The following is a 25593-nucleotide window of genomic DNA, read 5'->3' on the forward strand; positions in this document are numbered from 1 at the left end:
GAAGCCGTCGAATCAGCGACGGCTAATTCAGCCAATCATCGTCATCGTCGTCCGCATTCGGGCCAATCGTGCCGTCGGCGCGGACGACGATGCGCGTCCCATTCTCGTGCTCGGCGACCGGGCGACCCTCTAGCCAGGTGAGCGTCCAGAACCCTTCGGGCACTGCGGCATCCTCCAGCTGCGAGACGAACGCTGGTGGCAATCCAGCAGGTGCCGGGGTGCCGGTGCGCCATCGCGAGCCAATGCGCATTAGCGCTCTGCCGTCATCGACTGCACCGGCATCTCGTAGACGCCGTAGGGCTGCGACTCGCCGAGTTCCTTACTGAACTTCACAGCTTTGCTCGCGCTTTCGGGGAGGAGCCAGCGCAGGCGCTCGGCTCCCGCGGCGGCGGCACGCTCGTGCAGGGCAAGGATGATTGCCTCGAGCGCCTCACCGTCGTACTCCACTCGTTCGACGAAACAGGCGTGCACGTCGAGCAAACGCGAGCCATCGAGTGCCGAGAACGTCGGCGACGAGATCGCGAAACCCACGAGGTTGCCCGAGCGCCCGACGACGATCGATTCGAGTCCGGCGATGGCGTGCGCATCCCCCGCGAAACCGAGCTGATGCCAGGTGCGCAGCGCGACTTCATCGCGGTACGACATCCCAAGCTCCTCGAGCGAACCGGCGTAGAGGCCGACCCAATCGAAGAAGTCACCATCGGCCAGCGGCCGCACTTCTGGGGTGGCGCGCACCGCGCTCTCGCGCCGCAGGCTTCGCGCGCTTCGGCGTGAGAGTGGGGGAGGAGTTTGCGTCATGCTGTTCGTTCCATCTGGACGTGAGGCCGTCAGTGTACGTGCCGGTGCTTGGAGTTCGAAGAGGTATCGCCCAATCGATATCGCTACGCCTTGACCGGCGGTTCGCCGAGCACGACGTCGCGCACCTCGAGGGCCTCGCCGGCGACCACGGTGAGCTGCTCGATGCGGCCCACCGCCTTGAGGTCGTCAGCAATGGCTTCGACAAGTTCGATATCGGCCTCGGCGGCCGCGATGGTCACGCTGAGAATCGGGGTCTTCGGCGAAACCTTTTCGGCCGTCTTGGCACCACGAATTGAGGTGAGCGCCTCCGAGGCCAACGCGAGCGCGCGTGCATCCGACACCTCGGGCAACTCGGCAACCGTCGGCCACGCGGCCTGGTGCACCGAACCCTGCTGCCACCACGACCACACTTCTTCGGTCGCAAACGGGATGAACGGGGCAAAGAGGCGTACGAGCGTCTTGATCGCGAGTCGGGTTGCGGCAACGGCCGACTGACGGGCTGCGTCATCGGTGCCGTACGCGCGCTCCTTGACGAGCTCGAGGTAGTCGTCACAGAACGCCCAGAAGAACGACTCGGTGGTCTCGAGTGCGCGAGCGTGATTGAACTCGTCGAGCGCACGCGTGGCCGACTCGACAACGCTGCGGAGTTCCGCGAGCATCGCGAGGTCGAGGGGATGCGTTACCGCCTCAGCCGTCGCGCCCTCAGCGTTGTAGCCGAGCACGAGCTTGGCGGCATTGAGCACCTTGATCGCGAGGCGACGGCCGATCTTGATCTGCGTCGGGCGCTGCGGGTCGAACGCCGCGTCGGTTCCGAGTCGGCTCGAGGCTGCCCAATAGCGAACTGCGTCGGAGCCGTGCTCATCGAGTAGCCCCGCGGGCGTCACCACATTGCCCTTCGACTTCGACATCTTCTTGCGGTCGGGGTCGACAATGAAGCCGGAGATCGTCGCGTGCTTCCAGGGCAGCTGGTCGTCTTCGAGCTGGCTGCGCAGCACGGTCGTGAACAGCCACGTGCGGATGATGTCCTGGCCCTGCGGGCGCACATCGAACGGCGACACGAGCTTCCAGAGCTCTTCGTCGCGCTCCCAACCACCAGCGAGCTGCGGGGTGAGCGATGAGGTCATCCAGGTGTCCATCACGTCGACCTCGCCGACGAATCCACCGGCCTCGCCTCGCTGCGACTCGTCGTAGCCGGTCGGAGCATCCGACGACGGATCGACCGGCAGTTGTTCGGGCGACGCCACGATCGGTGCGTCAAAATTGGGCTCGCCGTGCTCGTCGATCGGGTACCAGATCGGAATCGGCACGCCGAAGAAGCGCTGGCGCGAAATGAGCCAGTCACCCGAGAGCCCCTCAACCCAATTTTCGTAGCGCACACGCATGAACTCGGGCACGAAATCGAGCTCAGCGCCGCGCTCGAGCAGCTTCGCTCGCAGGGCCTCGTCGGTCGCGCCGTTGCGCACGTACCACTGACGGGTCGACACGATCTCGAGCGGGCGGTCGCCCTTCTCGAAGAATTTCACCGGGCGCACCGTCTTCTTTGGCTCACCCTCGAGTTCGCCCGAGGCCCGCAGCGCCTCAACCACGGTCTGCTTGGCGCTGAACACGGTCTTGCCGACCATCTGCTCGAACACCTCGACACCACGCTCGTTCGTGATCACCTCAGGGCGCTCCGCGAGGATGCGGCCGTCTTCACCGAGAATCGAGCGGTTCGGCAGCTTGAGTTCGCGCCACCACACCACATCGGTGACATCACCGAAGGTGCAGATCATGGCAATACCCGAACCCTTGTCTTTCTCGGCGAGGGGGTGCGCGAGCACCGGCACCTCAACGTCGAAGATCGGGGTGCGCACGGTCGTACCGAACAGCGGCTGGTAGCGCTCGTCATCGGGATGCGCGACCAACGCCACGCAGGCGGGCAACAGCTCGGGGCGGGTGGTCTCGATAAAGACATCACCGTCGTTACCGTGGAATGCAACGCGGTAGTAGGCGCCCTCTTGGTCGCGGTCTTCCAACTCTGCCTGGGCAACCGCGGTGCGGAAGGTGACGTCCCAAAGCGTCGGGGCCATGTCTTGGTAGGCCTCGCCGCGCTCAATATTGCGGATGAACGCGAGCTGCGAGGCGCGTCGGCTCGCATCGTCGATGGTGCGGTAGGTCTGGGTCCAGTCAACTGAGAGGCCGAGCTTGCGCCAGACATCCTCGAAGGTCTTCTCGTCTTCAATGGTCAGCGCTTCGCACAGCTCGATGAAGTTGCGGCGTGAGATTGGCTGCTGGTCGGCGGCCTTGATGCTCTTGCCGTCGCCGCCCTGGTGCGGCGGTTCGAAGCCCTCAACGTAGGGCAGCGTCGGGTCGACGCGCACACCGTAGTAGTTCTGCACTCGGCGTTCGGTCGGCAGGCCGTTGTCGTCCCAACCCATCGGGTAGAACACGCGCTTGCCCTGCATGCGCTGGTAGCGGCTGATGACATCGGTGTGGGTGTAGCTGAACACGTGGCCGATGTGCAGCGAACCGGATGCCGTGGGCGGGGGAGTGTCGACCGACCAGACATCTGCGCGGCTCGCGCCCTCGCGATCGAAGCGATAGGTGCCCTGGGTTTCCCAAGCCTCACCCCACTTGTCCTCTAGTCCCTCGAGTGCGGGACGATCGGGGAGGTTGGGCTGCTGGTTGGCGTGGGTCATCGTGGCCTTTCGCTGTGCGCGGCACCGAGTCGAGGGTGCCTTAGATGTGAACCACATCATCCTAGCCGCCCCAGCACATTGGACGCGTACCGATTCTCGTCGGCAGAACGCGCATGCTCAGGGGGCTGTGAGGTTGGCTTAATACGGTCGGGCAAAGAGTCGAGTCGCAGTGTGGCGGCTCGCGCGTAGGAGGTCACCATGCCGACGTACGAGTTCGTCTGCCCCGGGCGGCATCGCACCGATCGTGTGTTCAGCATGGCTGAAGTCCCCGGCACCATCGACTGTCCCGAGTGCAGCATCCGCGCACGCCGGGTCATTGGTGCCCCGCATCTGGGCCGCAGTGGCGCCGCGGGATTTGCCGCGATTGACACTGCCGCCAGATCGGCCCATGAGCCCGAAGTCGTGAGGTCCACGCATCCGGGCACCTCTGCGGTGGCGAGTGTGACGCACAACCCACTGCATCAACGATTGCCGCGCGACTGAGCGCGGCGTGCGGTCGAGCAACGATGCTCCACCGCCGAGAGGAGTTCTGCAACCATGCCCATGAGTATCTTCCCGCTTGACTCGAACAAGCCCTTCACCGAGCAAGCGAAGCTCGGCCACAATCGGTGGCATCCCGAGATTCCACCGGTCGAAACGGTTCGCCCGGGCGACGTGTTTCGGGTCGACTGCCGCGAGTGGTTTGACGGCGCCATTCGCAATGACGACAGCGCCGACGACATCTTGAATGCACCGTTGCTCGGCGTGCACAAGCTCAGCGGACCAATTCGCGTCGAGGGTGCGAAGCCGGGTGACCTGCTCATCGTCGACATTCTTGACGTCGGACCGATTCCACAGGAAGATTCCGGGCCGCTCGCGGGCCAGGGCTGGGGGTACACGGGCATTTTTGCGAAGCGCAATGGCGGCAGCTTCCTCACCGATCAGTTCCCAGATGCGTACAAGGCGATCTGGGACTTCACCGGACAGGTGGCGACGAGTCGGCACATCCCCGAGGTCGCGTTTGAGGGGATCATTCACCCGGGCCTCATGGGCACTGCTCCCTCAGCCGAACTGCTATCGAAGTGGAATGCACGCGAGGGCGCACTGATCGCAACAGATCCGCATCGGGTACCGCCTCTTGCCCTCCCGCCGGAACCGCAAGAAGCGGTGCTCGGCGGTATCCCCGAAAGCGACTTCGACCGGGTGGCTGGCGAGGCAGCTCGAACCGCCCCGCCGCGCGAGAACGGTGGCAATCAGGACATCAAGAACCTGTCGAAAGGCACCCGGGTGTTCTACCCGGTGTTTGTCGACGGCGCGAATCTCTCGGTTGGTGACCTGCACTTTTCGCAGGGCGACGGTGAGATCACCTTCTGTGGCGCGATTGAGATGGGCGGGTTCATCGACCTGCGTGTTGATGTGCTCAAGAACGGAATGGAGACCTACGGCGTGGCAGAGAACGCGATCTTCATGCCGGGTCGGGTTGAACCGCAGTTCAGTGAGTGGCTGGCATTCTCAGGCACCTCGGTGACGCTCGAGGGGGAGCAGCGCTACCTCGATTCACACCTGGCTTATCAACGAGCCTGCCTGCATGCGATCGACTACCTCACGAAGTTCGGCTACAGCCCGGAACAGGCCTACCTCTTGCTTGGTGCAGCGCCGATCGAAGGCCGGCTCTCGGGCGTCGTCGATATTCCGAACGCCTGCGCGACGGTGTACTTGCCGACGGCGATGTTCGACTTCGATGTGCGCCCGAGCGCTTCGGGCCCGCATCAGGTGACCCAGGGCATCCCGGCACCGCACGCGCCAGCGTAACTCGCGCGGGCGACACGACTCACATAAACACTTGGGGGCACCTCGTGCGAGGTGCCCCCAAAGTGATTACGTGCTTAGTCGATTGCCTTGAAGCCACCGCGCACTTCACCGAGCTGGATGAGCAGCTCGAAGGGAACGCGCGAACCGATCTCCTTGAAGTAATCGGTGGTGGTGTTGAGTTCCGACTTCCAGCCCTCGACCGGCACCGAGAAGAGCCTCTCGAGTTGCTCCGGGGTGATCTCGAGGCCTTCGACGTCGAGGTCTTCGACCTTCGGCAGGTTGCCGATCGGCGACTCGACGTAGTCAACCTTGCCTTCGAGGCGACGGATTGCCCAGTCAATGGCGCGGATGTTCTCGCCGAAGCCCGGCCACAGGAACGAACCGTCGTCGTCGCGACGGAACCAGTTCACCTGGAAAATTGCCGGAGCCTTGTCGCCGAGCTGCTCGCCCATGTCGAGCCAGTGGTCCCAGTAGTCACCCATGTGGTAGCCCGCGAAGGGCTGCATGGCGAAGGGGTCGTGACGCAGCTCACCGAGCGTGCCCTCAGCAGCAGCGGTGCGCTCCGAGCCGAGGGTCGCGCCCATGAAGCAACCGTGGTCCCAGTCCTTCGACTGGTAGACGAGGGGCACATTGGTGCGGCGGCGGCCACCGAACAGGATGATGTCGACGGGCACACCGTCAGCAGCTTCCCAATCGGGTGAGATGGTCGGGCACTGGTCGGCGCGCACGGTGAAGCGAGCGTTCGGGTGCGCGGCGGGGGTCTCCGACTCGGGCGTCCAGTCGTTGCCCTGCCAGTCGATGAGGTGTGCGGGCGTCTCATCGGTCATGCCCTCCCACCAGACATCCCCGTCGTCGGTGAGCGCGACGTTCGTGAAGATGGTGTTCTTCGCAATCGTCTCCATGGCAACCGGGTTGGTTGACCAGCCGGTACCCGGGGCAACACCGAAGAAGCCGTATTCGGGGTTGATCGCGTAGAGGCGGCCGTCGTCACCGGGGCGCATCCAGACAATGTCGTCACCGACGGTCTCGACCTTCCAGCCGTCGACCTTCGGGCGCATCATTGCGAGGTTCGTCTTCCCGGTCGCCGACGGGAAGGCGCCGGTGATGGTGTACTTCTTGCCCTCGGGGCTCGTGGCCTGGATGAGGAGCATGTGCTCGGCCATCCAACCTTCGTCGCGGGCCATCACCGAGGCGATACGCAGGGCGAAGCACTTCTTGCCGAGGAGGGCGTTGCCACCGTAGCCCGAGCCGTACGACATGATTTCGCGGGTCTCGGGGAAGTGCGCGATGTACTTCGTGTAGTTACACGGCCACGCCACGTCGGGACGGTCGTTGCCATCGGCGTCGGTGAGCGGGTAGCCCACCGAGTGCAGTGCCGGCACCCACTGACGGTCGGGCGTGATGTAGTCGAGGGCAGCCTTACCCGAACGAGTCATCAGCGCCATCGACACGACAACGTAGGGCGAGTCGGTGATTTCGACACCGTACTGCGTGATCTTGCCGCCGAGCGGACCCATGGCGAACGGCACGACATACATGGTGCGGCCGAGCATCGAGCCATCGAAGAGGCTCTTGAGTTCCTGGCGCATCTCAACCGGGTCGCGCCAATTGTTCGTGGGGCCAGCATCGGCCTCGATCTGCGAGCAGATGAAGGTGCGGCTCTCGACGCGGGCGACATCTGCGGCGTCGGAGCGAGCGAGGAACGAACCCGGACGAATATCTTCGTTGAGGCGGATGAGCGAACCCTGCTCCACCATCTCAGCGGTAAGGCGGTCAAACTCTTCCTGCGAGCCATCGCACCAGACCACGCGGTCGGGCTTGGTGAGCTGCGCCGTGGCCACCACCCAAGCGTTCACGTCGGCGTTCGCCGACAACTGGGGGATGTCGTCAATGTTCACGGGTGAGTGAGAAGTCATAGCGTGGCTGCTTTCACGTTCGGGCGGGCTGGCGGCGGAAACCCCTAAGCCGATATGACGCGCGCATCGCTGCACGCGGTCGCATGGCGAAGTTATCTGTCAGTATCCCACGCGTTCACTAACCCTTTCTCCACGGGATGCGTGGGGGATAGCCCCCGCACACGCTCCGGCGGGCCTCCTGCCACGGTGTTGCCCGCACTGACTAGCGTGAAGCTATGTCCCATCGTTTCGTGCAGATTCTCGCTGCGATCCCGCAACTTGTGCTCTACGGGTTGGTCGCGTTGCCGATGCTGCTCGTCTGGGTCACGGTCGCAATATTGGGCGTCAGCACGGCGCTCGTCGGCATCGGATTCGTGCTGCTCGCCATCAACGGATTCGTGCTGTTTGGCCTGGCCTGGCTCGAAGAGCGCCGGGTGGCGTGGACGTTCCGGCTCAATATTCCAGAGCATCGGATGCGTCGCTCGCAGCGCACCGACGGCTGGCGCGTCATCGACACCATCGGTCAGCAGTGGCTCGATAGTCGCTCGTGGATCGCGCTCGTACACGGCAGCATCATCGGCATTCTTGGTGTGCTCTCGGTACTCGCCGTTATCGGCCTCGGCATGTCGGTGGGTTGGATGACTGCGCCAATTCGCGGGGCAGATTTTTGGGTGGCGTTCTTCGATGTGCGCATCGCATCCTGGCAGGCGGGCCTGCTGGGCCTGCTCGGATTCGTACTCGCCGGTGGCACGCTCTTTGGCCTTGGTGCCGCCCATCGCGCAATTTCGCGCCAGCTGCTCGAGCCGAATCTCGAAGGCGAGTTGCGCGCGGTGGCTACTGAGCAATCGCAGCGTCGCACCCAGGCGATGAACGCCGCCGAAATCGAGCGCACGCGCATCGAGCGCGATCTCCACGACGGCGTGCAACCACGTCTGGTTGCGGTGGCGATGACGCTCGGTATGGCCAAGCGCAAGCTTCGTACCGACCCGGATGCGGCCGAGCGGCTCATCGACGAAGCGCACGCCTCGACGAAGACGGCGGTGACTGAACTTCGGCAACTTGTGCGGGGCATCCACCCCGCAGTGTTGCAGGACCGCGGGCTCGACGCGGCGCTCTCCGCGCTCGTTGGCCGCAGTGCCATTCCGGTCGAGATTCAGGTCGACCTGCACCGCCGTTACCCGAGCCAGGTCGAGGCGGCCATGTATTTCGCCGTCGCCGAGTCACTCACGAATGCCGCCAAGCACTCGGGGGCGAGCGCCGTGCGGGTACTCATCACTGAGCATGCGGGCAGTATCTGGGCGCGCATTGACGACAATGGCTGTGGCGGTGCGAGGATGCGACCAGGCGGCGGTCTTGACGGCGTGCAGAGTCGAATCACCGCGATTGGCGGCACGATCGAGGTGACGAGCCCCGAAGGCGGCCCCACCACTATTGATGTTTCGGTACCTATTGAAGGGATCAGCTGATGCGCATCCTCATTTGTGAAGACAACGTGCTCCTGCGTGAGGGCCTGCAGCGCTTGCTGATTGAAGCCGATCACGAGGTGGTCGCGGCGCTACCCGATACCCGAGGGCTCGGCGAAGCGGTGCGCGACCAGCGGCCCGATCTCGTCATCCTCGATGTGCGGCTCCCGCCCACCTTTACCGATGAGGGCATTCGTGCGGCGCTCGCCCTGCGCAAACACTGGCAGCAACTCCCCATCCTGGTGCTCTCGCAATATGTCGAGGAGCGCTACGCCACCGATCTCATTGCCCAGAGTGCTGGCGCGCTCGGCTACCTCCTCAAAGACCGCGTTGCTGATGTCGATGAGTTCCTCGACTCGATCGACGAGGTTGGTTCAGGTGGCACGGTGCTTGACCCCGAGGTCGTGAGCCAGTTGCTTGGCCGCCGTCAGCGCGATAGCCGCCTCGACGAACTCACCCCGCGTGAGCGTGAGGTGCTCGAACTCATGGCCGAGGGCCGCTCGAATGGGGCGATCGCGAAGCACATGTTTATCTCGGAAGGTTCGGTCGAAAAGCACATTTCGCAGGTGTTCCAAAAGCTTGGGCTGCAGCACGGCGCGAGCGGGAACCGTCGGGTACTTGCCGTGCTCGCGTTCCTCGGCGTGGAAATGCCCGAGGATGCGGACGACGCCGGGGGAGGAAGCGCATGATGACGGCATCCACACTCGAAGCTGAAGCGCCGATCACCGCGACCGAACCGCCTCGCAATGACCTCGTGCCGCACCAGCCGCACAGTTGGGTCGCCATCCTGTGCATCGTGCTCGGTCTGTTCCTGGCCGTGGGACTCGGCATTGCCGCGTTCATGAACGTGGGGTTCAACTCGCAGCGCACCATGGTCTCGGCAACTGCCGTTACTGAAGCCACCGAGAAACTCCTCATCAGTGGTGGTCGCGGCGATCTCGTCGTGCAGTTCTCAGGCACCGAGAATGTTGCCTCGTTTACCTCAGAGTCGCGTTCGGCCACGGGTCAACCGATCATGGAGTTGATCACTGAAGGCGACACGATGGTGCTGCGTTCGACTGGGAATGACAGCGGACTCGGCGGCGTATTCGATGCCGTGACCGGCACGCTCACGTTGCCAGCGACGCTCCAAGGCGTGCTTGACCTCCAAGTCGATCTCAACGGTGGTGCGGTCCTTATTGACGGCCCGGTTGCCGCGCTCCACGGCACGATGAACGCCGGTGTCCTGACTGTGCTCAATCATGTGCGTGACGTCAATCTCAGCACGAGCATGGGCACAGTCGACCTTGCTGGCGGCGGATCCAATGTCACGCTCGATATCTCGGCCGGATCGGCCTACCTGGATGGCGACTTTGACACCATCAACGTCACAGCAGATGCCGCCGACATCCACGTCGACGGACAAACGCACCTCGCGTTCACCGCGCAGATGAACCTCAGCGAACTCTCGTTGCGCCTGGGGCCCACCCCACCGGCTGACATCACCATCAGTTCTGAGACCGGATCGGCGTTTCTTGACCTGCCTCCGGGCACCTACCAGCTGGCGCACAACGAAGGCGCGGCAGTGACGACGACCATCGATCCGTCGTTCAACGTGAATGGCGGCGCAGACTCACCGCGGATCACCCTTGAAACGTCGTGGTCCGACGTGACGATCATGCCCTGGTGACCGCGGCTGACTGCCGCGGCGATTACTGGCCGCGGCAGTAGTCGCTCACTGCGGTGAGCGCGTTTCCGATTTCGGTGACCTGCTCACTCAGCGGACCGAGCTGCTGCAGCAGCGAGTTGTCCTGAATCGCAGAGTTGAGCGTCGACAACAGCGTGTCGAATGCCGACTTCACCCCGTCGAGCTTGGTGCGCAACTCAGGGTCGCTCGTCGCATCCGCAAGCCCACCAATGCGGTTGACGAGCCCCGAAATGCGTTCCACCGCAGCCGGTGCATCCGTCGCGAACTGATTCGCCACCTCGCCGATCTCGTCACCAATCGCTTGCAACTCCGGCGTGATCGTCTCGCAGGTAATCGACCCCGAGGGCAACGGCGTGGCGGGAGCGGCCTGCGTGGTGCTGGTCGTCGTCCCTGGGCCCATGGGGGCGCATCCGGCCAAGAGCGCCGCGGTCACGAGCGCGGTGGTCATCAGGATGCTGGTGTGGCGAGTGCGCATGAGATCTCCTGGTGCGTTCAAACTGCAGGGGCATTCAATCTGCAGGTGGTTCGGGCGTGCCCCGAGTCTTGTGCTCTCGGCTGAACCAAGCCTGACCAGGTGCCGAAAAGCTGCCGAAACGGCGTAAGATGTGCGCAGCGACGATGATCCGCCATCAACGGGGAGTCTTCGGAAGAACGGTGCCGCAGGGTGCTCAGTAGAACCGAACGGGGCTGGCCCGTCACAGCCAACGAACGAGCGGCCACCGGAAAAGGTGGCAATCGGGGTGGTACCGCGCGAAAGCGTCCCTGAACGAGACCACGCCCAGGGCCAAAGCCCGGGCACGAATCGCAGGAGCCCGCATCCCATGACCTACCCGAGAAGCGCGTTCGGACCCGGAGCCGACGCCGTCAACGCCTCGCCCTCGTTCCCGCGCCTCGAAGAGCAGGTGCTCGAATTCTGGCGCGCCGATGACACCTTCCAGGCGTCAATTGATCACCGCGAAGGTGACGACGAGTGGGTGTTCTACGACGGCCCACCCTTCGCCAACGGTCTGCCGCACTACGGCCACCTGCTCACCGGCTACGCAAAGGATGTCTTCCCGCGCTACAACACCATGCGCGGCAAGCAGGTCAAGCGCGTCTTCGGCTGGGACACCCACGGGCTGCCCGCCGAACTCGAGGCAATGAAGCAGCTCGGCATCAACACCAAGGACGAGATCGAGTCGATGGGCATCGGCGAATTCAACGCCGCCGCCAAGGAATCGGTGCTCCGCTACACGCAGGAGTGGCGCGACTATGTCGAACGCCAGGGCCGCTGGGTCGACTTTGAGAACGGCTACAAGACGCTCGACCTCGGCTACATGGAGTCGGTGATCTGGGCGTTCAAGCAGCTCTTCGACCAGGGTCTCGCCTATGAGGGCTTCCGTGTGCTGCCGTATTGCTGGCACGACGAGACGCCGCTGTCCAACCACGAACTGCGCATGGACGATGACGTCTACCAGGATCGTCAAGACAACACCGTCACGGTCGCCTTCCCGCTGCGCGGCGGTATCGCCGAAGAACTCGACCTTGAGGGCGTGCGCGCGCTCGCCTGGACGACCACGCCCTGGACGCTCCCGACGAACCTCGCGCTGGCTGTTGGGCCGCAGGTGGAGTACGCGCTCATCTACGCCGGCCCGAACGGTGCCGCCGACGGTGGCGAGGCCGGCCGCACCCGCTATCTGCTCGCGACCGAACGCATCCCTTCTTATGCGAAGGAACTCGGCTACGAGTCGGCCGACGCCGCCGGCGAAGCGATCCGCGACACGATCCGCGGCCGCGAACTCGAAAACCTCGAGTACGAGCCGCTCTGGGACTTCTTCACCGACGACGCGAAGTGGGGCACCGGCCGTGCCTTCCGCATCCTCGTTGATGACTACGTCACCACCTCGGACGGTACCGGCATCGTGCACCAGGCCCCCGCCTACGGTGAAGACGATATGCGAGTGGCTTCGGCCGCTGGCATCCCGACCATCATCTCGGTGGATGCGGGTGGCCGCTTCCTCGACACCGTGCCGCCGGTCGCCGGGGTGCAGGTGTTCGAGGCGAACCGCACGCTCATCCAGCTGCTCAAGGCCGATGGTCGCCTGCTGCAGCAGAAGTCGTACGTGCACTCCTACCCGCACTGCTGGCGCTGCAAGAACCCGCTCATCTACAAGGCGGTGTCGAGCTGGTTCGTCAAGGTCACCGATTTCCGCGACGAGATGATTGAGCTCAACGAGCAGATCGAGTGGGTGCCCGAGAACGTCAAGCACGGCCAGTTTGGCAAGTGGCTTGAAGGTGCCCGCGACTGGTCGATCTCGCGCAACCGGTACTGGGGTTCGCCCATCCCGGTGTGGCGCAGTGACGACCCGAACTACCCGCGCGTCGATGTCTACGGCTCGCTTGACGAACTCGAGCGCGATTTCGGTGTGCGCCCGACCGATCTGCACCGCCCCGCGATCGACGAGCTCGTGCGCCCGAATCCCGACGACCCAACCGGCAAGTCGATGATGCGTCGCATCCCTGATGTGCTTGATGTCTGGTTCGACTCGGGTTCGATGCCGTTCGCGCAGGTGCACTATCCGTTCGAGAACGGCGAGTGGTTCGACACGCACTCGCCCGCCGACTTCATCGTCGAATACATCGGCCAGACCCGTGGCTGGTTCTACGTCATGCACGTGCTCTCGACCGCGCTTTTCCACCGTCCGGCCTATCGCCGCGTGGTCTCACACGGCATTGTGCTCGGCTCCGACGGTCGCAAGATGTCGAAGTCGCTGCAGAACTACCCCGACGTCAACGAGGTCTTCGATCGCGATGGCTCGGATGCGATGCGCTGGTTCTTGCTCGCGAGCTCGGTGCTGCGCGGTGGCAACCTCGTCGTCACCGAAGAGGCGATTCGTGAATCCACGCGCCAGTTCCTGCTGCCGCTGTGGTCAACCTATTACTTCTTCACCACCTACGCGAATAGCGCCGGGGGCCCGGGGGAGAGCTACGAAGCCCAGTGGCGCACCGATTCGACTCACCTGCTCGACCGCTACATCCTGGCGAAATTGCGCGACACGATCGAGGCGGTGACCGTCGACCTCGACGCTCTCGATGCCTCGAACGCCACGGCGCGCCTGCGTGACTTCGCCGACCTCCTCACAAACTGGTACGTGCGTCGCTCGCGCGACCGCTTCTGGGTGGGCGTTGACGCCGAGGCCGATAGCCGCGACGCGTTCGACACGCTCTACACGGTGCTCGAAACGCTTTGCCGCATCGCCGCACCGCTCGCGCCGTTCGTCACCGAAACCGTGTGGCGCGGACTCACCGGCGAGCGCTCGGTGCATCTCGCCGATTGGCCGAACCCGGCCGACTTCCCGGCCGATGCTGAACTCGTTGCCGCCATGGACGGCGTGCGCGAGGTGGTGTCGGGCGGCCAGGCACTGCGCAAGCAGCACCACCTGCGGGTGCGGCTGCCGCTGCAGTCGCTCACCGTGATCACGACGCGGGCGGCCGAACTTGACCCGTTCGCGAGCATCGTGGCCGACGAACTCAACCTGCGCGAGGTGCGCTTCGTGCCGCGCACTGATGAGACCGCCGCCGAATACGGCGTCTCCAAGGTGCTGCAGGTCAACGCGCGTGCTGCGGGCCCCCGTCTCGGCAAGCAGGTGCAGCAGGCGATCAAGGGCTCGAAGTCGGGCGATTGGCAAGAGGTCGACGGCGTGGTGACCGCCGGCGGCATTGTGCTCGAGCCGAGCGAATACGAACTGCGGCTCGAAATCGCCGATGCCCAGGGCGACGATGTGCTCGACCTCCTCGGCGACGGCTCGATCCTCGTGCTCGACACTGCAGTCTCACCGGAACTTGCCGCCGAAGGCGTCGCTCGCGACGCGGTGCGCGCGGTGCAGGATGCGCGCAAGGCTGCTGGCCTGGAAGTGAGCGACCGCATCCGCCTCGCCCTGCGTGCCGACGACGCATCGGTCGCTGCGCTCGAATCGCAGGCTGCTCTCATCCAGGGCGAAACGCTTGCGCTCGAATATTCGGTGACCGGCGGTCTTGCCCCCGAAACTGAGCGAGCGGGCATCCCGCACTCGTATGGTGCGCTCGAAATTGAACTGGAAAAGGTGCAGGCATGAGTGGTCGGGATGCATTCGGTCGCGACGACGAGCGCGACGAAGAATTTGACGGCAACGAGCGTGAGGGCGGAGCTGTTGACTCGAGCGAGATGACGCCGGAGGAACTCATCGCGCTCCTCGGCGGCAGCCCCTTCGACCCGACGCTCGACCCGGAACTCGCTGAACTCGACGAACTCGACGACGACGATCTCAGCGAGTTCGGTGGCGCCGCGCCCGACGAGGCGCTCTCAGAGCGCGAACTCGCTGAACGCCGTCGCGCCCTCGACACCGATTGGGCAGCCGAGGCCGAGCGCGTCTATGACGAACTGCTCGAGCGCGTCGGCGAAGCACAGCCCGAGCCGCGCCTCGAAGCCACTCGGCGTGCTTGTGAACTCCTCGGCGATGTGCACGATGGCTGGTCGATGGTGCACATCACCGGTACGAACGGAAAGTCGTCAACGGCGCGCATCACCGAGTCGCTCGTGCGGGCCCACGGGTTGCGCACGGGACTCCTCACGAGTCCGCACCTCGTGCGGGTCAACGAGCGCATCTGCCTCGACGGCGAGCCCATTTCCGACGAACGCCTCGTCACAGTTTGGCGCGATATCGAACCCATCCTCGGGCTCGTCGACGCCGAACTCGAAGCTGCGGGTGACCCGCCGCTCACCTTCTTCGAAGCGCTCACGGCGCTCGCCTATGCGGCCTTCACCGACGCGACCATTGACATCGGCATCGTTGAGGTCGGCATGGGCGGCGAGTGGGATTCCACCAATATCGCCGATGGCGATGTGGCGGTGTTCGCACCGATCGCGCTCGACCACCAGGGCCGACTCGGTTCGACTCTGGCCGAGATTGCGCGCACGAAGGCCGGCATCATCAAACCGGGTGCCGAAGTGGTCACCGCCGAACAGGCCCCCGAAGTGCTCGACGAGCTTCGCCGTGCCTGCGAAATTCAGGCTGCAGAACTCTTCACCGAACCAACCGACTTTGGGGTCGCATCCGACCAACTCGCGGTCGGCGGGCGACTTGTCGAAGTGCGCGGCTTGCGCGGCACTTACCCGCCGTCGGCCGTGCGACTTTCTGGCGACTACCAGGCCCACAATGTCGCGCTCGCCGTCGCCGCCGTCGAGACGCTCCTTGGGGAGCGGCTGAACGACGAGGCGCTCGCGGCGGGCCTGCTTGACGCGAAGTCGCCCGGCCGCCTCGATCTCATTGGCACTGAGCCGAGCGTGCTCATCGACGCCGCCCACAACCCGCACGGTGCCGAGCACCTCGCCGTCGCCCTGCGTGAGTCGTTCGCATTCGACGACCTCGTCCTCGTGCTCGGTGTGCTGCGTGAAAAGAACGTCGAGGGCATCATCAAGCCGCTCGCTGAGATTGCCTCGCGCATCATCATTACCGAGTCAGACTCGCCGCGAGCGATTCCAGCGTGGGAGCTCGCCGAACTCGTTCGCGATGCCATCGGTGACGAGGCCGCCGAAGCGAAGCGTGTCGAGGTCGTGGAGCGTTCGTATGACGCCTTCGACCTCGCGCGTCGCGAGGCCGTAGAACTTGGGATGCGAGGCTCAGCAGGTGTGCTCATCACTGGCTCAATCACCCTGATCGGTGAGGCCGCGGGGATCGCGGAAGAAGATGGCTGGCGCACTGGCGGGGGCGACTCACCGCTCTCAATCGGCGCTGGACCGGAGGGGAGCCAATGAGCCGCCGCCGCTATCGCTCGATGATTGAACAGCTCGGTTCGATCCTGGTTGCGTTCGAACTCGTTGCTGTGCTCTGCGCTGGACTGGCACTGTTCGGATTGAGCGTCTTGCCGCCGGCACTTGCCCTCGGTGGCACCGCCGTGTTCATGCTGCTCCTCGTTATCAGTGTGCGCACGCTGCGTCAGCCCTGGGGTAAGTGGTTCCTGCTCGCGCTGCAGATCGCCCTCACGCTCACCGGTTTTCTCCACGGCTCGATGTGGTTTGTCGGCGGTGTCTTCCTCGCGGCGTGGATCTACTGCTTGCGCCACGGCATCCGCATTGATGCCGAACGCGCCCCGATCATTGCCGAATATGAGCGGGCGCTTGCCGCCGGCGAAATTGACGAGTCGGGTGCGCCGATGAGCGGCGCATCCGTTGATCACGACGACGCACGGTAGCGTCGTGGGTAGTGCGCCACGAGCGCCGCACTTAGATAGGAGCCACTATGACTAACGCAGTCGAAGCCACCCTCGTACTTGTAAAGCCTGACGGCGTTCGCCGTAACCTCACCGGCGAGGTGCTCGCCCGCATTGAGCGCAAGGGCTACACCGTCACCGGCCTCAAGATGGTCAACGCCGATCGTGCGCTGCTCGAGAAGCATTACGAAGAGCACATTGAGAAGCCGTTCTTTGGTGCCCTCTGCGACTTCATGGAGTCGGGCCCGATCGTCGCGGTGCGCGTTGAGGGCAACCGCGTGGTCGAGGGCTTCCGCTCGCTCGCTGGCGAGACGAACCCCACTGCGGCGCGTCCGGGCACCATCCGTGGCGACTTCGGCCGCGATTGGGGCACCGTCGCGATCGAAAACATCGTGCACGGTTCCGACTCGAGCCTCTCGGCTGAGCGCGAGCTCGGTATCTGGTTCGCCGAGTAGACGTACCGGCCAACTGGAGCAAAAACGGGGGTCATCCGGCGCATAGCGCCGGATGACCCCAGTTTTTGCACCGATCGGCCGACGCATCGTTCACCAACGGTGCTTGCGCAGCTTGACGAACTCGAGAATCTCGCGTTCACACGCTTCCCAACGCTCCATGATGTCGCGCGAGGTAAACCGCAACACAATGTAGCCATTCGCGTGCAGGGTGCGATCCTTGCGCCGGTCGCGCTCATAGTCAGCCGGGCTCGAATGGTAGGCAAAGCCGTCGACTTCAATGATGAGACGATCGCCAATGAGGAAATCGACGGGCCACCCACACACCCACTCTTGCTGGCGTACTGCAAGCCTTCGAGCCGCAAGTCGGAGCCGCACAAGTGTTTCGAGTCCGGATTCCGATTTCAACTCCGGATCAACGAGGCGCAGCGCTTCGCGCAGCCGCGCGTTGCCGTACAGCCCGATCGCCAGCGCCTGCTCGTAGGTCATGCCACGACGCATCGCCGATTCGATGGTGGCCACGAGGTCATCTCGTTCGAGACACTGCGCTGAAGTGAGAATTGCAACCGCGACGCTATCAATGGCACCGGTTGGTGGCGGTGCCGCATGCGCCACATGCGCGACGCTGAGCGGTGCGAACTGTTTGCGCACCGTACTTGCGGCCCAATCAGCCATTCGCTTGCGACTCATGCGTAAATGAGCTCCCTCAGCGCGTTTCGGAATCCATAGTCCGTAGTGTTCGAGGGCAGAAATACAGGTCAAGTTGCTACCGGCCATGCGCGCGATGCTGAGTTGGCTGAGTGGGCGATCGATTGCGCAGTACATGCCCTTGCGCATTCGAAGGAGGATTCCCTCGGAAACTGCCTGGGCAATAGCGTGCTTGGTGAGGCCCGCACGTGTGAGATGACCGGTGCTGATGACGCCGTGGTGGTCGATGAGGAGTTGATGCAACTGATTCACGGGTGGATATTGACTGCGCCAACCCGCTGAGGCATGGACACGCTCGTGAGTCTGTGGATATTCGACTTTCCACAGGGGGCGCGGTTGCTACGCGGTTGAAGCCCCGGTGCTCGGCCAGACTCGCGGCGTTCGCGGATCTACCGAGCGAAGAAGGCCGCCGACCGGCCAATCAAGCTCGTGGCGAACGAGCGCGGCGCCGACTGCATTGAGATCGTCCTCTTTCACGACGATCACCGGCGGCCGCACTTCGAGGATGTAGACGCGCCGCCACACGCCATCAATCAGTAGCTCGTACGGGTCGGCAAGGTAACCGATGCCAAGCTCCTCAAGCGTCGTTTCGGCGGTCATCCAATCGACTGGCTCGGTGCGACGACGCCCGAGTAGGTCGATGACGCGGAAGTCGTCGCCTACAGGCTCGATCCAGCCGAGGAGTTCGCCGTCGATTCCGCGGCGGTGGGGGATGAGGTCGATCGACATGCGTTGAGCCTACGAGGCATTGGTGGTGGTCTCGATCACCTCCGCTTGGCTCCGGCACTCGACCTCCCAGGTATGGCCGGGGATACAGATGACGCTCAGCGTCGACACCCAACGAGGATGCGTGGACCGTGAGATACTGTGACGGTGCGCGCAAGCGCATCAAGACTTTTGGGGCAGATGCCTCGACCTGCCGCACCTCGCGGCGACGCCGCCCAGCGGCGCACAGAATTCCCGCGGCGCGCCCGCGGCACAACATGATCGACCAGGACCGCTGAGCGACTGGTCGAAGTAGGAGAGCCGGAATGGCCACGACACCGAACGACCCCATGAACACCCCGGATGCACCTGCGGCAGACTCTGCGCCGCTTGCGTCGGCCGATCAGGTCGCTGAACAGCAGGATGCAGGAGCCGAATCTTCGGCGGCGGACCTGAACGAAGCTACCGAAGACAGCATCGAAGACGCAGCCACTGATGGCGCCGCGGCGGAAGCCGAAGTAGCCGACTCCGACGCGGCCGACACCGACGCGGCCGACACCGACGCGACTAGCACCGACGCGACCGACGCAGACGCGACCAACACTGACGACGCCGCAAGTGACGAGCCCCAGGGCGACCCGCGCATCCCCGCGGTGATCACCACCCGCACGCTCTTCTTCCTCGCTCCCGACCTACCCGAGCCGGTCGCACGCCCGCGCCAGCAGTACAGCGACGAGAGCGACGACGACCACGAGCCTCGCGGCCGTGGCCGCTCGCGCCGTGGCCGCCGCGGTGGCACCGCATCCCGTGAGCCGCAGCAGCACCAGCAGCGTCAGCAGCGTGAGGAAGAGCCGGAGGAAGAGCCCGAGCTCATCACCGAGCCGCAAAAGGTGCACGGTTCAACCCGCCTCGCCGCGAAGCGTCAGCGCCGCCGCGACGGCCGTGACACCGGCCGCCGCCGCACCGTCGTCACCGAGAGCGAGTTCCAAGCTCGTCGCGAGGCGGTCGACCGCAAGATGCTCGTGCGTTCGCGCAATGGCAAGGTGCAGATCGGCGTGCTCGAAGACAATGTGCTCGTCGAGCACTACGTCGCCCGCAGCGAAGAGTCGTCGCTCATCGGCAATGTCTACCTTGGCCGTGTGCAGAACGTGCTGCCGAGCATGGAAGCCGCCTTCGTCGACATCGGTCGCGCCCGCAACGCCGTGCTCTACTCGGGTGAGGTTGATTGGGCCGCCGCCGAGATGGGTGCCAACCAGCCCCGCAAGATCGAGAACGCGCTGAAGCCCGGCGACAAGGTGCTCGTGCAGGTCACGAAGGATCCGATCGGCCACAAGGGTGCCCGCCTCACCAGCCAGGTTTCGCTGCCCGGCCGCTACCTCGTGTACGTGCCCGGCAACACCATGAACGGCATTAGCCGCAAGCTCCCCGACACCGAGCGCAACCGCCTGAAGAAGATCCTCAAGGAAGTGCTGCCCCCGGGCGTCGGCGTCATCGTGCGCACCGCAGCCGAAGGCGCCACCAAGGAACAGCTGCAGCTTGATGTTGAGCGTCTTACCAAGCAGTGGGCCGACATTCAGGCGAAGTCGCAGGGTGGCAAGGCCCCGCAGACGCTGCACGCCGAACCCGACATGCTCATCAAGATCATCCGCGACGTCTTCAATGAAGACTTCGACAAGCTGATCATCCAGGGCCAATCGGAACTCGACACCATCAAGCACTACCTCGGTCAGGTCGCTCCCGACCTGCTCGAGCGCGTCGAACGCTACGACGGTGGTGGCGACATCTTTGCCGACTTCCGCGCGAACGACATGATCGACAAGGCGCTCGCCCGCAAGGTGTGGCTGCCCTCGGGTGGTTCGCTCGTGATCGACCGCACTGAGGCGATGACCGTGGTCGATGTGAACACGGGTAAGTTCGTCGGCTCCGGCGGCAACCTCGAAGAAACCGTCACCAAGAACAACCTTGAGGCGGCCGAAGAGGTTGTGCGGCAGCTGCGCCTGCGCGATATCGGCGGCATCATCGTGATCGACTTCATCGATATGGTGCTCGAATCGAACCGTGACCTTGTGCTGCGACGACTCGTCGAGTGCCTGAGCCGTGACCGTACGAAGCACCAGGTCGCTGAGGTTACGAGCCTTGGCCTGGTGCAGATGACACGTAAGAAGATCGGCCTGGGCCTGCTCGAAACCTTCTCTGAGGGTTGCGACACCTGCGATGGCCGCGGCGTCGTCATCCAGAGCGAGCCGGTCAACCACGGCACCTCGTCAAACCGCAATAACCGCTCGAAGCGTGGCCGCGGTGGCCAGGAGCAGCAGTCGAACCAGCGTCAGCAGCCGCGCCAGCAGCAGTCGAACCAGCCACAAGCTTCGAAGCCAGCTAACGGTGGCACTCACGAGATCACCGAGGATGCACGCAACGCGCTCACGAAGATCGCCGCGTCGATCAATAGCGCCGCAAAGCCCGATGCTGAGCCGCTCGCCCTCGAAGCCGTGACCGAACGCCTCGCGATTGTCGCCGAAGCGGTGTCGGGGCCGGAACTTGCCGAAGAACTCACGCAGGTCGCGAACGCAGAGCCGAAGCCTGCGGACTCGGATGCTGGCGCTGAGTCGGCGAGCACGCCGGCGCCAAGCGACCAGAGCACCGAGGGCAACGAGGAATCGGGCTCGCGACGCTCGCGTCGCGGTCGTCGTGGCCGCGGTCGCGGCAACCGCAACGAGCAAGACCAGCGCCAGGATGCATCCCGTGACGACGCCCAGCAGTCAGGTGCCAAGCCCGACACTCCGCCTGCGGCACCCGCGGGGGAGCAACCGCAGGAGAAGCCGGCGGAGCGCACTCGCGAAGAACGTGCATCCGTGTCGATTGAGCTGCCTGAGCCGGTGACCGAGCGTCGTCAGGAGACGAAGTCGGCCGCCTCGCTCGGGGCGCTGGATGCCGCACTCGACTCGCTCGTGGCCGCGCCGCCACAGGAGCGTGCCGAGCGACGTACCCGCGGCGGCCGCCGCCGGGTGACTACTGGTCCGATCTCGACGGGGAACGAGAACGGGTCTGAATAAATCCGCGCGGCATCCTGGTTGACTCGACGCTCAGCGTTCGGGTAGAGTAGGGCGCTGTTGCACGTTCGCGTCGGTGGCATTCCGGTCGATGGAAAGCCCGAAGGGTCGGACGAAGTACTTCCTCGTCATTGAGACAGTTTGCTCAGGGCATCAGCTCGTGGGCACGAAGAAAAGGTAACTAGAAGTGGTATTCGCAGTTGTGCGCGCCGGAGGACGGCAAGAGAAGGTCGAGGTCGGCTCGATCCTCGAAATGAACCGTGTCGTCGCAGACGACAACGGCAACGTGACGCTGCCTGCCGTGCTCCTCGTCGACGGTGACAAGATCACCTCCGACGCAGACAAGCTCGCGAAGGTCACCGTCACCGCTGAGGTCCTCGAAGACCTCCGCGGCCCCAAGATCAACATCATCAAGTACAAGAACAAGACCGGTTACCGCAAGCGCCAGGGCCACCGCCAGGAGCTCACGCGCGTCAAGGTCACCGACATCAAGTAGCACCTGAGGAGCTGAGAACTCATGGCAACAAAGAAGGGCGCGAGCTCGACCAAGAACGGTCGTGACTCGAACGCGAAGCGCCTCGGTGTGAAGCGCTTTGCTGGTCAGGTCGTCAATGCGGGCGAGATCCTCGTCCGCCAGCGCGGCACCAAGCTCCACCCCGGCGTCAACGTCGGCCGTGGTGGCGACGACACGCTGTTCGCTCTCGCGGGCGGCACGGTTGAGTTCGGCGCGAAGGGCGGCCGCAAGGTCGTCAACATCGTCGCCGGCGAATAGCCGGAAGACCGGGTTCATCCCGGAATCGACTTCACGAAGAGGGGCGGACAAGATCCGCCCCTTTTCGCGTATCACCACGAGGAGAGGACTGACATGACCACGTTCGTCGACGAGGTGACTCTGTACCTGCGAGCGGGCGACGGCGGCAATGGCTGCATGTCGATCCGCCGCGAGAAGTTCAAGCCGCTGGCTGGGCCCGATGGCGGCAATGGCGGCAATGGTGGCGACATTGTGCTCGTCACCGATCCGAATACGACGACCCTGCTCAGCTACCACCACTCGCCGCACCGCCGTAGCGAGTCGGGCGGGTTCGGCATGGGCGACTATCGCAACGGCACGACCGGCGTCGAGCTTGAACTTCCGGTGCCCGTGGGCACGGTCGTGCGCGATGCTGACGGCAATCAAATCGCCGACCTCGACGAGCCCGGGATGCGCCTGGTCGTCGCCGAAGGCGGCCAGGGTGGCCTCGGCAACAACTCGCTCGCCACATCGAAGCGCAAGGCTCCCGGTTTCGCCCTCCTCGGTACCCCGGGTGATGAGCTGCAGATCATCCTTGAACTCAAGTCGGTCGCCGACGTCGCACTCGTGGGCTACCCCTCGGCGGGCAAGTCGTCGCTGATTGCCGCGATGAGTGCGGCCAAACCGAAGATCGCCGACTATCCGTTCACGACCCTGCACCCGAACCTCGGCGTTGTCGAGACGCCCGCGAGCCGATACACGATCGCTGACGTGCCCGGCCTCATTGAAGGGGCCAGCGAGGGCCGCGGTCTTGGCCTCGACTTCCTGCGCCACGTTGAGCGCTGCTCGGCGCTTCTTCACGTGCTCGACTGCGCGACGCTCGAGCCGGGGCGTGACCCGATCAGCGACCTCGACGTCATCCTCGCCGAGCTCGATGCCTACCCGGTGCCAGAGGGCCAGGTGCCGCTCACGCAGCGCCCGGCGCTCATCGCACTCAACAAGATCGACGTGCCCGAGGCGCGCGAGCTCGCCGAGTTTGTGAAGCCCGATCTTGAGGCTCGCGGCTTCCCCGTGTATCTCATTTCGGCGGTGGGTCACGAGGGTCTGCGCGAGCTCAAGTTTGCGCTGGGCGAGGTGGTCGAGCGCGATCGCGCCGAACGTGCCGAGGCTGAAGAGGTGCGCCCCCGCGTGGTCATTCGCCCGCGCGCGGTTGACGAGAAGCCGTTCGAGATCAAGGTTGAGGGTGGCAGCTACGGCAACCTCTACCGCATCCTGGGCCGTAAGCCGGAGCGCTGGGTGCAACAGTGTGACTTCCAAAACGATGAGGCCGTGGGCTTCCTTGCCGACCGCCTCGCACGCATTGGCATCGAGGATGCACTGGTCAAGGCGGGTGCGCAGGCGGGCTCGACCGTCGTCATCGGCCCTGGCGATGGTGTGGTCTTCGATTGGGAGCCGACGCTCGCTTCGGCGGCAGAGGTGATGACGGCGCACGGCACCGACCCGCGTCTTGACGAGCGCACGCGCTCCACTCGTAAGGAAAAGCGCGAGGCGTATTACGACTGGATGGACGCCAAGGCTGAGGCTCGAGCCGAGTTGGAGCGCGAGCGTGAGGCTGGCCTTTGGCAGGACGACGACGCGGGCCAGTAGCCGTGTAGTGCATCTGATAATCATTCGCAATATGCATTTTTGGGCAGTATGGAAATATAGTCACAGTCTGAGAGCTTGGTGGGGATCATCGCGGAAGCTCCAACAATGGACGTTGTTTAGCCGGCGGGGGTAGGGTTAGTAATCGGTAGCGCGGCCATTGGCCGGAATGCAAAAACGATTCATCAAGGTGACAACAAGTGATTGAAGACGGGGCGAATATCGGCCTTCGAGAGTTGAAGCGGCGGGCAACGGAGAACGCGATCGAAGAGTCCGCGATCCGAATCGCACTCGAAGAGGGCCCTGACGCAGTTACGGTCGAGCGCATCTGCCACGAGGCATTCATCTCGCGCAGCACATTCTTCAACTATTTCCCGACTCGTGACGCTGCGATCTTCGGCCGCCCACTCACTTTCGAGTCGTCCCCACGGGTCGACGAAATCTTCAACGCGTGGGGACACGACCTCATGGTCGGCATTGCCCTCGCGGTGCTCGAATCGTTGGGCGCTGAGCTCGTGAATACGGATGTGGCGCGCAAGCGCATGGCGCTCTACGCGAAGTACCCAGACACTGCCGATCGCATTTCGTGGGAGATTGGTGCCGCCCGTCGCAACGTGGAAGCGGTCGTGTCGGATTGGCTCGTGCGTCACCCCGAACATCAGAAGCTTGATGACCCGTACGAAGAGGCGCACGTCGTCGTCACTATGTCGGCGATGGTCGGCGAGGAGTTGTTCAAGATCTGGATGCAGCGCGAGAACGACCTCGTCATCACGCTGGAGGACATTGTCGGGGCCCGCGAACGCGTGCGGGAATTGACCCGTCCCTATAGCGGCTAGGATGGTCGCTATGTTCGAACTCTCCAGCGCAATCCAGGCGGCCGAAGAAATGATCATCACCCCCGGGCCGATGGTCTTTCCGCCGATCGTGTTCGGTCTGCTCACGCTCGTGATCCTCGTGGCTCTCGTCGGTCTCACCTTCTCGTTCCGCAACATGTCTGCGGCACACACAGAGCACAACAAGGTGATTCAGGCAGAGCCGGTTGGTCACCCGGGTCAGCCGATCATCGAATCAGGTCACAGCGCGCACTAGGCGCCACTGCGTGAGCGCTTCTGATTCCACGCCGACGCCGCCGCCACGACGGCGGCGCATCGGCATCATGGGTGGCACCTTCGACCCCATCCACAATGGTCACCTCGTAGCTGGCAGCGAGGTTGCCCAGCACTGCGAGCTCGACGAGGTCTACTTCGTCCCGACCGGCAACCCCTACATGAAGTCAGGGGTGTCGGCCGCCGAAGACCGCTACTTGATGACCGTCATTGCCACGGCGTCGAACCCGCGGTTCAAGGTCAGCCGCGTCGATATTGATCGACCGGGGCCGACCTACACCATTGACACACTGCGCGACTTTCGCGAGAAGCTGCCGGATGCAGAACTCTTCTTCATCACCGGAGCCGACGCGATTGCGCAGATTCTCGAGTGGAAAGATGCCGCCGAGATGTTTGAGATTGCGCAGTTTGTCGCCGTTTCGCGTCCTGGACACGAGATGGATCTCGCGAAACTGCCGAGTGAGCACGTGTCGGCGCTCGAGATTCCGGCGCTGGCCATCTCGTCTACTGATTGCCGCGCGCGCGTTCGTGGCGGTAGCCAAGTTTGGTATCTCGTGCCCGATGGTGTCGTGCAGTACATCGCCAAGAATCGCCTCTATCGACCGGATGAGCAGCCTGCGCTGTAGCGGTCACCCAACCTTCAAGGAGACCCTCCCCA

23 protein-coding genes and 1 pseudogene are annotated in these 25593 nt (G+C 64.1%); 16 read left to right on the forward strand and 8 right to left on the reverse strand.

Annotated elements, in window-relative coordinates:
• Positions 1 to 22: 22 nt before the first annotated feature.
• The 3 genes from EG850_RS02845 to valS all read right to left on the reverse strand — a co-directional run bounded on the left by EG850_RS02845 (position 23) and on the right by valS (position 3476).
• Complete coding sequence (locus EG850_RS02845) at positions 23 to 250, reverse strand: hypothetical protein (protein WP_124969684.1); 228 nt, start codon at positions 248 to 250, stop codon at positions 23 to 25.
• Complete coding sequence (locus EG850_RS02850; RefSeq protein WP_124969687.1) at positions 250 to 798, reverse strand: hypothetical protein; 549 nt, start codon at positions 796 to 798, stop codon at positions 250 to 252. The genes EG850_RS02845 and EG850_RS02850 overlap by 1 nt, the downstream gene beginning before the upstream one ends.
• A gap of 83 nt (positions 799 to 881) precedes the next feature.
• Complete coding sequence (gene valS / locus EG850_RS02855; protein ID WP_124969690.1) at positions 882 to 3476, reverse strand: valine--tRNA ligase; 2595 nt, start codon at positions 3474 to 3476, stop codon at positions 882 to 884.
• 198 nt (positions 3477 to 3674) lie between these two features.
• Here valS and EG850_RS02860 point away from each other — a divergent pair, with 198 nt between their 5' ends.
• Positions 3675 to 3959, forward strand: a complete 285-nt coding sequence (locus tag EG850_RS02860) for an FmdB family zinc ribbon protein (protein ID WP_124969693.1) — start codon at positions 3675 to 3677, stop codon at positions 3957 to 3959.
• A 54-nt stretch (positions 3960 to 4013) separates the two neighbouring features.
• Positions 4014 to 5267, forward strand: a complete 1254-nt coding sequence (gene fmdA / locus EG850_RS02865; protein ID WP_124969696.1) for a formamidase — start codon at positions 4014 to 4016, stop codon at positions 5265 to 5267.
• Positions 5268 to 5341: 74 nt separating this feature from the next.
• Here fmdA and EG850_RS02870 read toward each other — a convergent pair whose 3' ends face one another.
• On the reverse strand, positions 5342 to 7183 hold the full coding sequence (locus EG850_RS02870; protein WP_124969699.1) for a phosphoenolpyruvate carboxykinase (GTP): 1842 nt from the start codon (positions 7181 to 7183) through the stop codon (positions 5342 to 5344).
• Positions 7184 to 7398: 215 nt separating this feature from the next.
• On the opposite strand from EG850_RS02870, the gene EG850_RS02875 reads away from it, so the two are divergent.
• From EG850_RS02875 to EG850_RS02885, 3 genes are read left to right on the forward strand one after another with little or no spacing between them, the layout of a single operon-like run.
• Complete coding sequence (locus tag EG850_RS02875) at positions 7399 to 8628, forward strand: sensor histidine kinase (protein ID WP_124969701.1); 1230 nt, start codon at positions 7399 to 7401, stop codon at positions 8626 to 8628.
• Complete coding sequence (locus EG850_RS02880; RefSeq protein ID WP_124969704.1) at positions 8628 to 9314, forward strand: response regulator; 687 nt, start codon at positions 8628 to 8630, stop codon at positions 9312 to 9314. Before EG850_RS02875 ends, EG850_RS02880 begins: the two co-directional genes overlap by 1 nt.
• Positions 9314 to 10294, forward strand: coding sequence for a DUF4097 family beta strand repeat-containing protein (locus EG850_RS02885; RefSeq protein ID WP_124969707.1), 981 nt, complete (start codon positions 9314 to 9316; stop codon positions 10292 to 10294). The genes EG850_RS02880 and EG850_RS02885 overlap by 1 nt, the downstream gene beginning before the upstream one ends.
• Before the next feature lie 22 nt (positions 10295 to 10316).
• On the opposite strand, the gene EG850_RS02890 is transcribed toward EG850_RS02885, so the two are convergent.
• Positions 10317 to 10787 (reverse strand): hypothetical protein, encoded by a 471-nt coding sequence (locus tag EG850_RS02890; protein ID WP_124969710.1) that lies wholly within the window; start codon positions 10785 to 10787, stop codon positions 10317 to 10319.
• 346 nt (positions 10788 to 11133) lie between these two features.
• Between EG850_RS02890 and ileS the strand changes: the two genes are divergently transcribed.
• From ileS to ndk, 4 genes are read left to right on the forward strand one after another with little or no spacing between them, the layout of a single operon-like run.
• Positions 11134 to 14406, forward strand: coding sequence for an isoleucine--tRNA ligase (gene ileS, locus EG850_RS02895; protein ID WP_124969713.1), 3273 nt, complete (start codon positions 11134 to 11136; stop codon positions 14404 to 14406).
• Positions 14403 to 16085, forward strand: coding sequence for a bifunctional folylpolyglutamate synthase/dihydrofolate synthase (locus tag EG850_RS02900; protein ID WP_235829184.1), 1683 nt, complete (start codon positions 14403 to 14405; stop codon positions 16083 to 16085). The genes ileS and EG850_RS02900 overlap by 4 nt, the downstream gene beginning before the upstream one ends.
• On the forward strand, positions 16082 to 16522 hold the full coding sequence (locus tag EG850_RS02905; RefSeq protein WP_124969716.1) for a DUF4233 domain-containing protein: 441 nt from the start codon (positions 16082 to 16084) through the stop codon (positions 16520 to 16522). Before EG850_RS02900 ends, EG850_RS02905 begins: the two co-directional genes overlap by 4 nt.
• A 47-nt stretch (positions 16523 to 16569) precedes the next feature.
• Positions 16570 to 16995 carry a nucleoside-diphosphate kinase gene (gene ndk, locus EG850_RS02910; protein ID WP_124969719.1) on the forward strand — a complete coding sequence of 142 codons (426 nt, stop codon included), beginning with the start codon at positions 16570 to 16572 and terminating at the stop codon, positions 16993 to 16995.
• 90 nt (positions 16996 to 17085) lie between these two features.
• Here the strand turns inward: ndk and EG850_RS02915 are convergent, their stop codons facing one another.
• From EG850_RS02915 to EG850_RS02920, 3 genes and pseudogenes are all read right to left on the reverse strand, one after another.
• Positions 17086 to 17682, reverse strand: a complete 597-nt coding sequence (locus EG850_RS02915) for an endonuclease domain-containing protein (protein WP_235829185.1) — start codon at positions 17680 to 17682, stop codon at positions 17086 to 17088.
• A gap of 138 nt (positions 17683 to 17820) precedes the next feature.
• A pseudogene (locus EG850_RS13735) lies at positions 17821 to 17952 on the reverse strand (type IV toxin-antitoxin system AbiEi family antitoxin domain-containing protein); the annotation flags it as partial.
• 87 nt (positions 17953 to 18039) lie between these two features.
• Positions 18040 to 18429, reverse strand: coding sequence for a hypothetical protein (locus EG850_RS02920; RefSeq protein ID WP_124969725.1), 390 nt, complete (start codon positions 18427 to 18429; stop codon positions 18040 to 18042).
• Positions 18430 to 18731: 302 nt separating this feature from the next.
• On the opposite strand from EG850_RS02920, the gene EG850_RS02925 reads away from it, so the two are divergent.
• From EG850_RS02925 to nadD, 7 genes are all read left to right on the forward strand, one after another.
• A complete protein-coding gene (locus tag EG850_RS02925; RefSeq protein ID WP_124969728.1) occupies positions 18732 to 21458 on the forward strand; it encodes an Rne/Rng family ribonuclease in 2727 nt (908 codons plus the stop codon).
• A 184-nt stretch (positions 21459 to 21642) separates the two neighbouring features.
• Positions 21643 to 21951 carry a 50S ribosomal protein L21 gene (gene rplU, locus EG850_RS02930; RefSeq protein ID WP_124969731.1) on the forward strand — a complete coding sequence of 103 codons (309 nt, stop codon included), beginning with the start codon at positions 21643 to 21645 and terminating at the stop codon, positions 21949 to 21951.
• A 21-nt stretch (positions 21952 to 21972) separates the two neighbouring features.
• Complete coding sequence (rpmA, locus tag EG850_RS02935) at positions 21973 to 22227, forward strand: 50S ribosomal protein L27 (RefSeq protein WP_124969733.1); 255 nt, start codon at positions 21973 to 21975, stop codon at positions 22225 to 22227.
• A 93-nt stretch (positions 22228 to 22320) separates the two neighbouring features.
• Positions 22321 to 23832 carry a GTPase ObgE gene (gene obgE / locus EG850_RS02940; protein WP_124969736.1) on the forward strand — a complete coding sequence of 504 codons (1512 nt, stop codon included), beginning with the start codon at positions 22321 to 22323 and terminating at the stop codon, positions 23830 to 23832.
• A 197-nt stretch (positions 23833 to 24029) separates the two neighbouring features.
• Entirely contained in the window at positions 24030 to 24665 is a 636-nt protein-coding gene (locus EG850_RS02945; protein WP_124969739.1) for a TetR family transcriptional regulator, read from the forward strand.
• 10 nt (positions 24666 to 24675) lie between these two features.
• Positions 24676 to 24918, forward strand: a complete 243-nt coding sequence (locus EG850_RS02950; RefSeq protein ID WP_124969742.1) for a hypothetical protein — start codon at positions 24676 to 24678, stop codon at positions 24916 to 24918.
• A 10-nt stretch (positions 24919 to 24928) separates the two neighbouring features.
• On the forward strand, positions 24929 to 25561 hold the full coding sequence (nadD, locus tag EG850_RS02955; RefSeq protein WP_268878150.1) for a nicotinate-nucleotide adenylyltransferase: 633 nt from the start codon (positions 24929 to 24931) through the stop codon (positions 25559 to 25561).
• Positions 25562 to 25593 lie beyond the last annotated feature (32 nt).

It is taken from the genome of Gulosibacter macacae (assembly GCF_003865375.1).
Taxonomy (GTDB): domain Bacteria; phylum Actinomycetota; class Actinomycetes; order Actinomycetales; family Microbacteriaceae; genus Gulosibacter; species Gulosibacter macacae.

Excerpts from the sequence above, each read along its gene's own strand:
- EG850_RS02845 (WP_124969684.1), bottom strand. The coding sequence starts at position 250 with ATGCGCATTGGCTCGCGATGGCGCACCGGCACCCCGGCACCTGCTGGA.
- EG850_RS02850 (WP_124969687.1), bottom strand. The coding sequence starts at position 798 with ATGACGCAAACTCCTCCCCCACTCTCACGCCGAAGCGCGCGAAGCCTG.
- valS (WP_124969690.1), bottom strand. The coding sequence starts at position 3,476 with ATGACCCACGCCAACCAGCAGCCCAACCTCCCCGATCGTCCCGCACTC.
- EG850_RS02860 (WP_124969693.1), top strand. The coding sequence starts at position 3,675 with ATGCCGACGTACGAGTTCGTCTGCCCCGGGCGGCATCGCACCGATCGT.
- fmdA (WP_124969696.1), top strand. The coding sequence starts at position 4,014 with ATGCCCATGAGTATCTTCCCGCTTGACTCGAACAAGCCCTTCACCGAG.
- EG850_RS02870 (WP_124969699.1), bottom strand. The coding sequence starts at position 7,183 with ATGACTTCTCACTCACCCGTGAACATTGACGACATCCCCCAGTTGTCG.
- EG850_RS02875 (WP_124969701.1), top strand. The coding sequence starts at position 7,399 with ATGTCCCATCGTTTCGTGCAGATTCTCGCTGCGATCCCGCAACTTGTG.
- EG850_RS02880 (WP_124969704.1), top strand. The coding sequence starts at position 8,628 with ATGCGCATCCTCATTTGTGAAGACAACGTGCTCCTGCGTGAGGGCCTG.
- EG850_RS02885 (WP_124969707.1), top strand. The coding sequence starts at position 9,314 with ATGACGGCATCCACACTCGAAGCTGAAGCGCCGATCACCGCGACCGAA.
- EG850_RS02890 (WP_124969710.1), bottom strand. The coding sequence starts at position 10,787 with ATGCGCACTCGCCACACCAGCATCCTGATGACCACCGCGCTCGTGACC.
- ileS (WP_124969713.1), top strand. The coding sequence starts at position 11,134 with ATGACCTACCCGAGAAGCGCGTTCGGACCCGGAGCCGACGCCGTCAAC.
- EG850_RS02900 (WP_235829184.1), top strand. The coding sequence starts at position 14,403 with ATGAGTGGTCGGGATGCATTCGGTCGCGACGACGAGCGCGACGAAGAA.
- EG850_RS02905 (WP_124969716.1), top strand. The coding sequence starts at position 16,082 with ATGAGCCGCCGCCGCTATCGCTCGATGATTGAACAGCTCGGTTCGATC.
- ndk (WP_124969719.1), top strand. The coding sequence starts at position 16,570 with ATGACTAACGCAGTCGAAGCCACCCTCGTACTTGTAAAGCCTGACGGC.
- EG850_RS02915 (WP_235829185.1), bottom strand. The coding sequence starts at position 17,682 with ATGAGTCGCAAGCGAATGGCTGATTGGGCCGCAAGTACGGTGCGCAAA.
- EG850_RS02920 (WP_124969725.1), bottom strand. The coding sequence starts at position 18,429 with ATGTCGATCGACCTCATCCCCCACCGCCGCGGAATCGACGGCGAACTC.
- EG850_RS02925 (WP_124969728.1), top strand. The coding sequence starts at position 18,732 with ATGGCCACGACACCGAACGACCCCATGAACACCCCGGATGCACCTGCG.
- rpmA (WP_124969733.1), top strand. The coding sequence starts at position 21,973 with ATGGCAACAAAGAAGGGCGCGAGCTCGACCAAGAACGGTCGTGACTCG.
- obgE (WP_124969736.1), top strand. The coding sequence starts at position 22,321 with ATGACCACGTTCGTCGACGAGGTGACTCTGTACCTGCGAGCGGGCGAC.
- EG850_RS02950 (WP_124969742.1), top strand. The coding sequence starts at position 24,676 with ATGTTCGAACTCTCCAGCGCAATCCAGGCGGCCGAAGAAATGATCATC.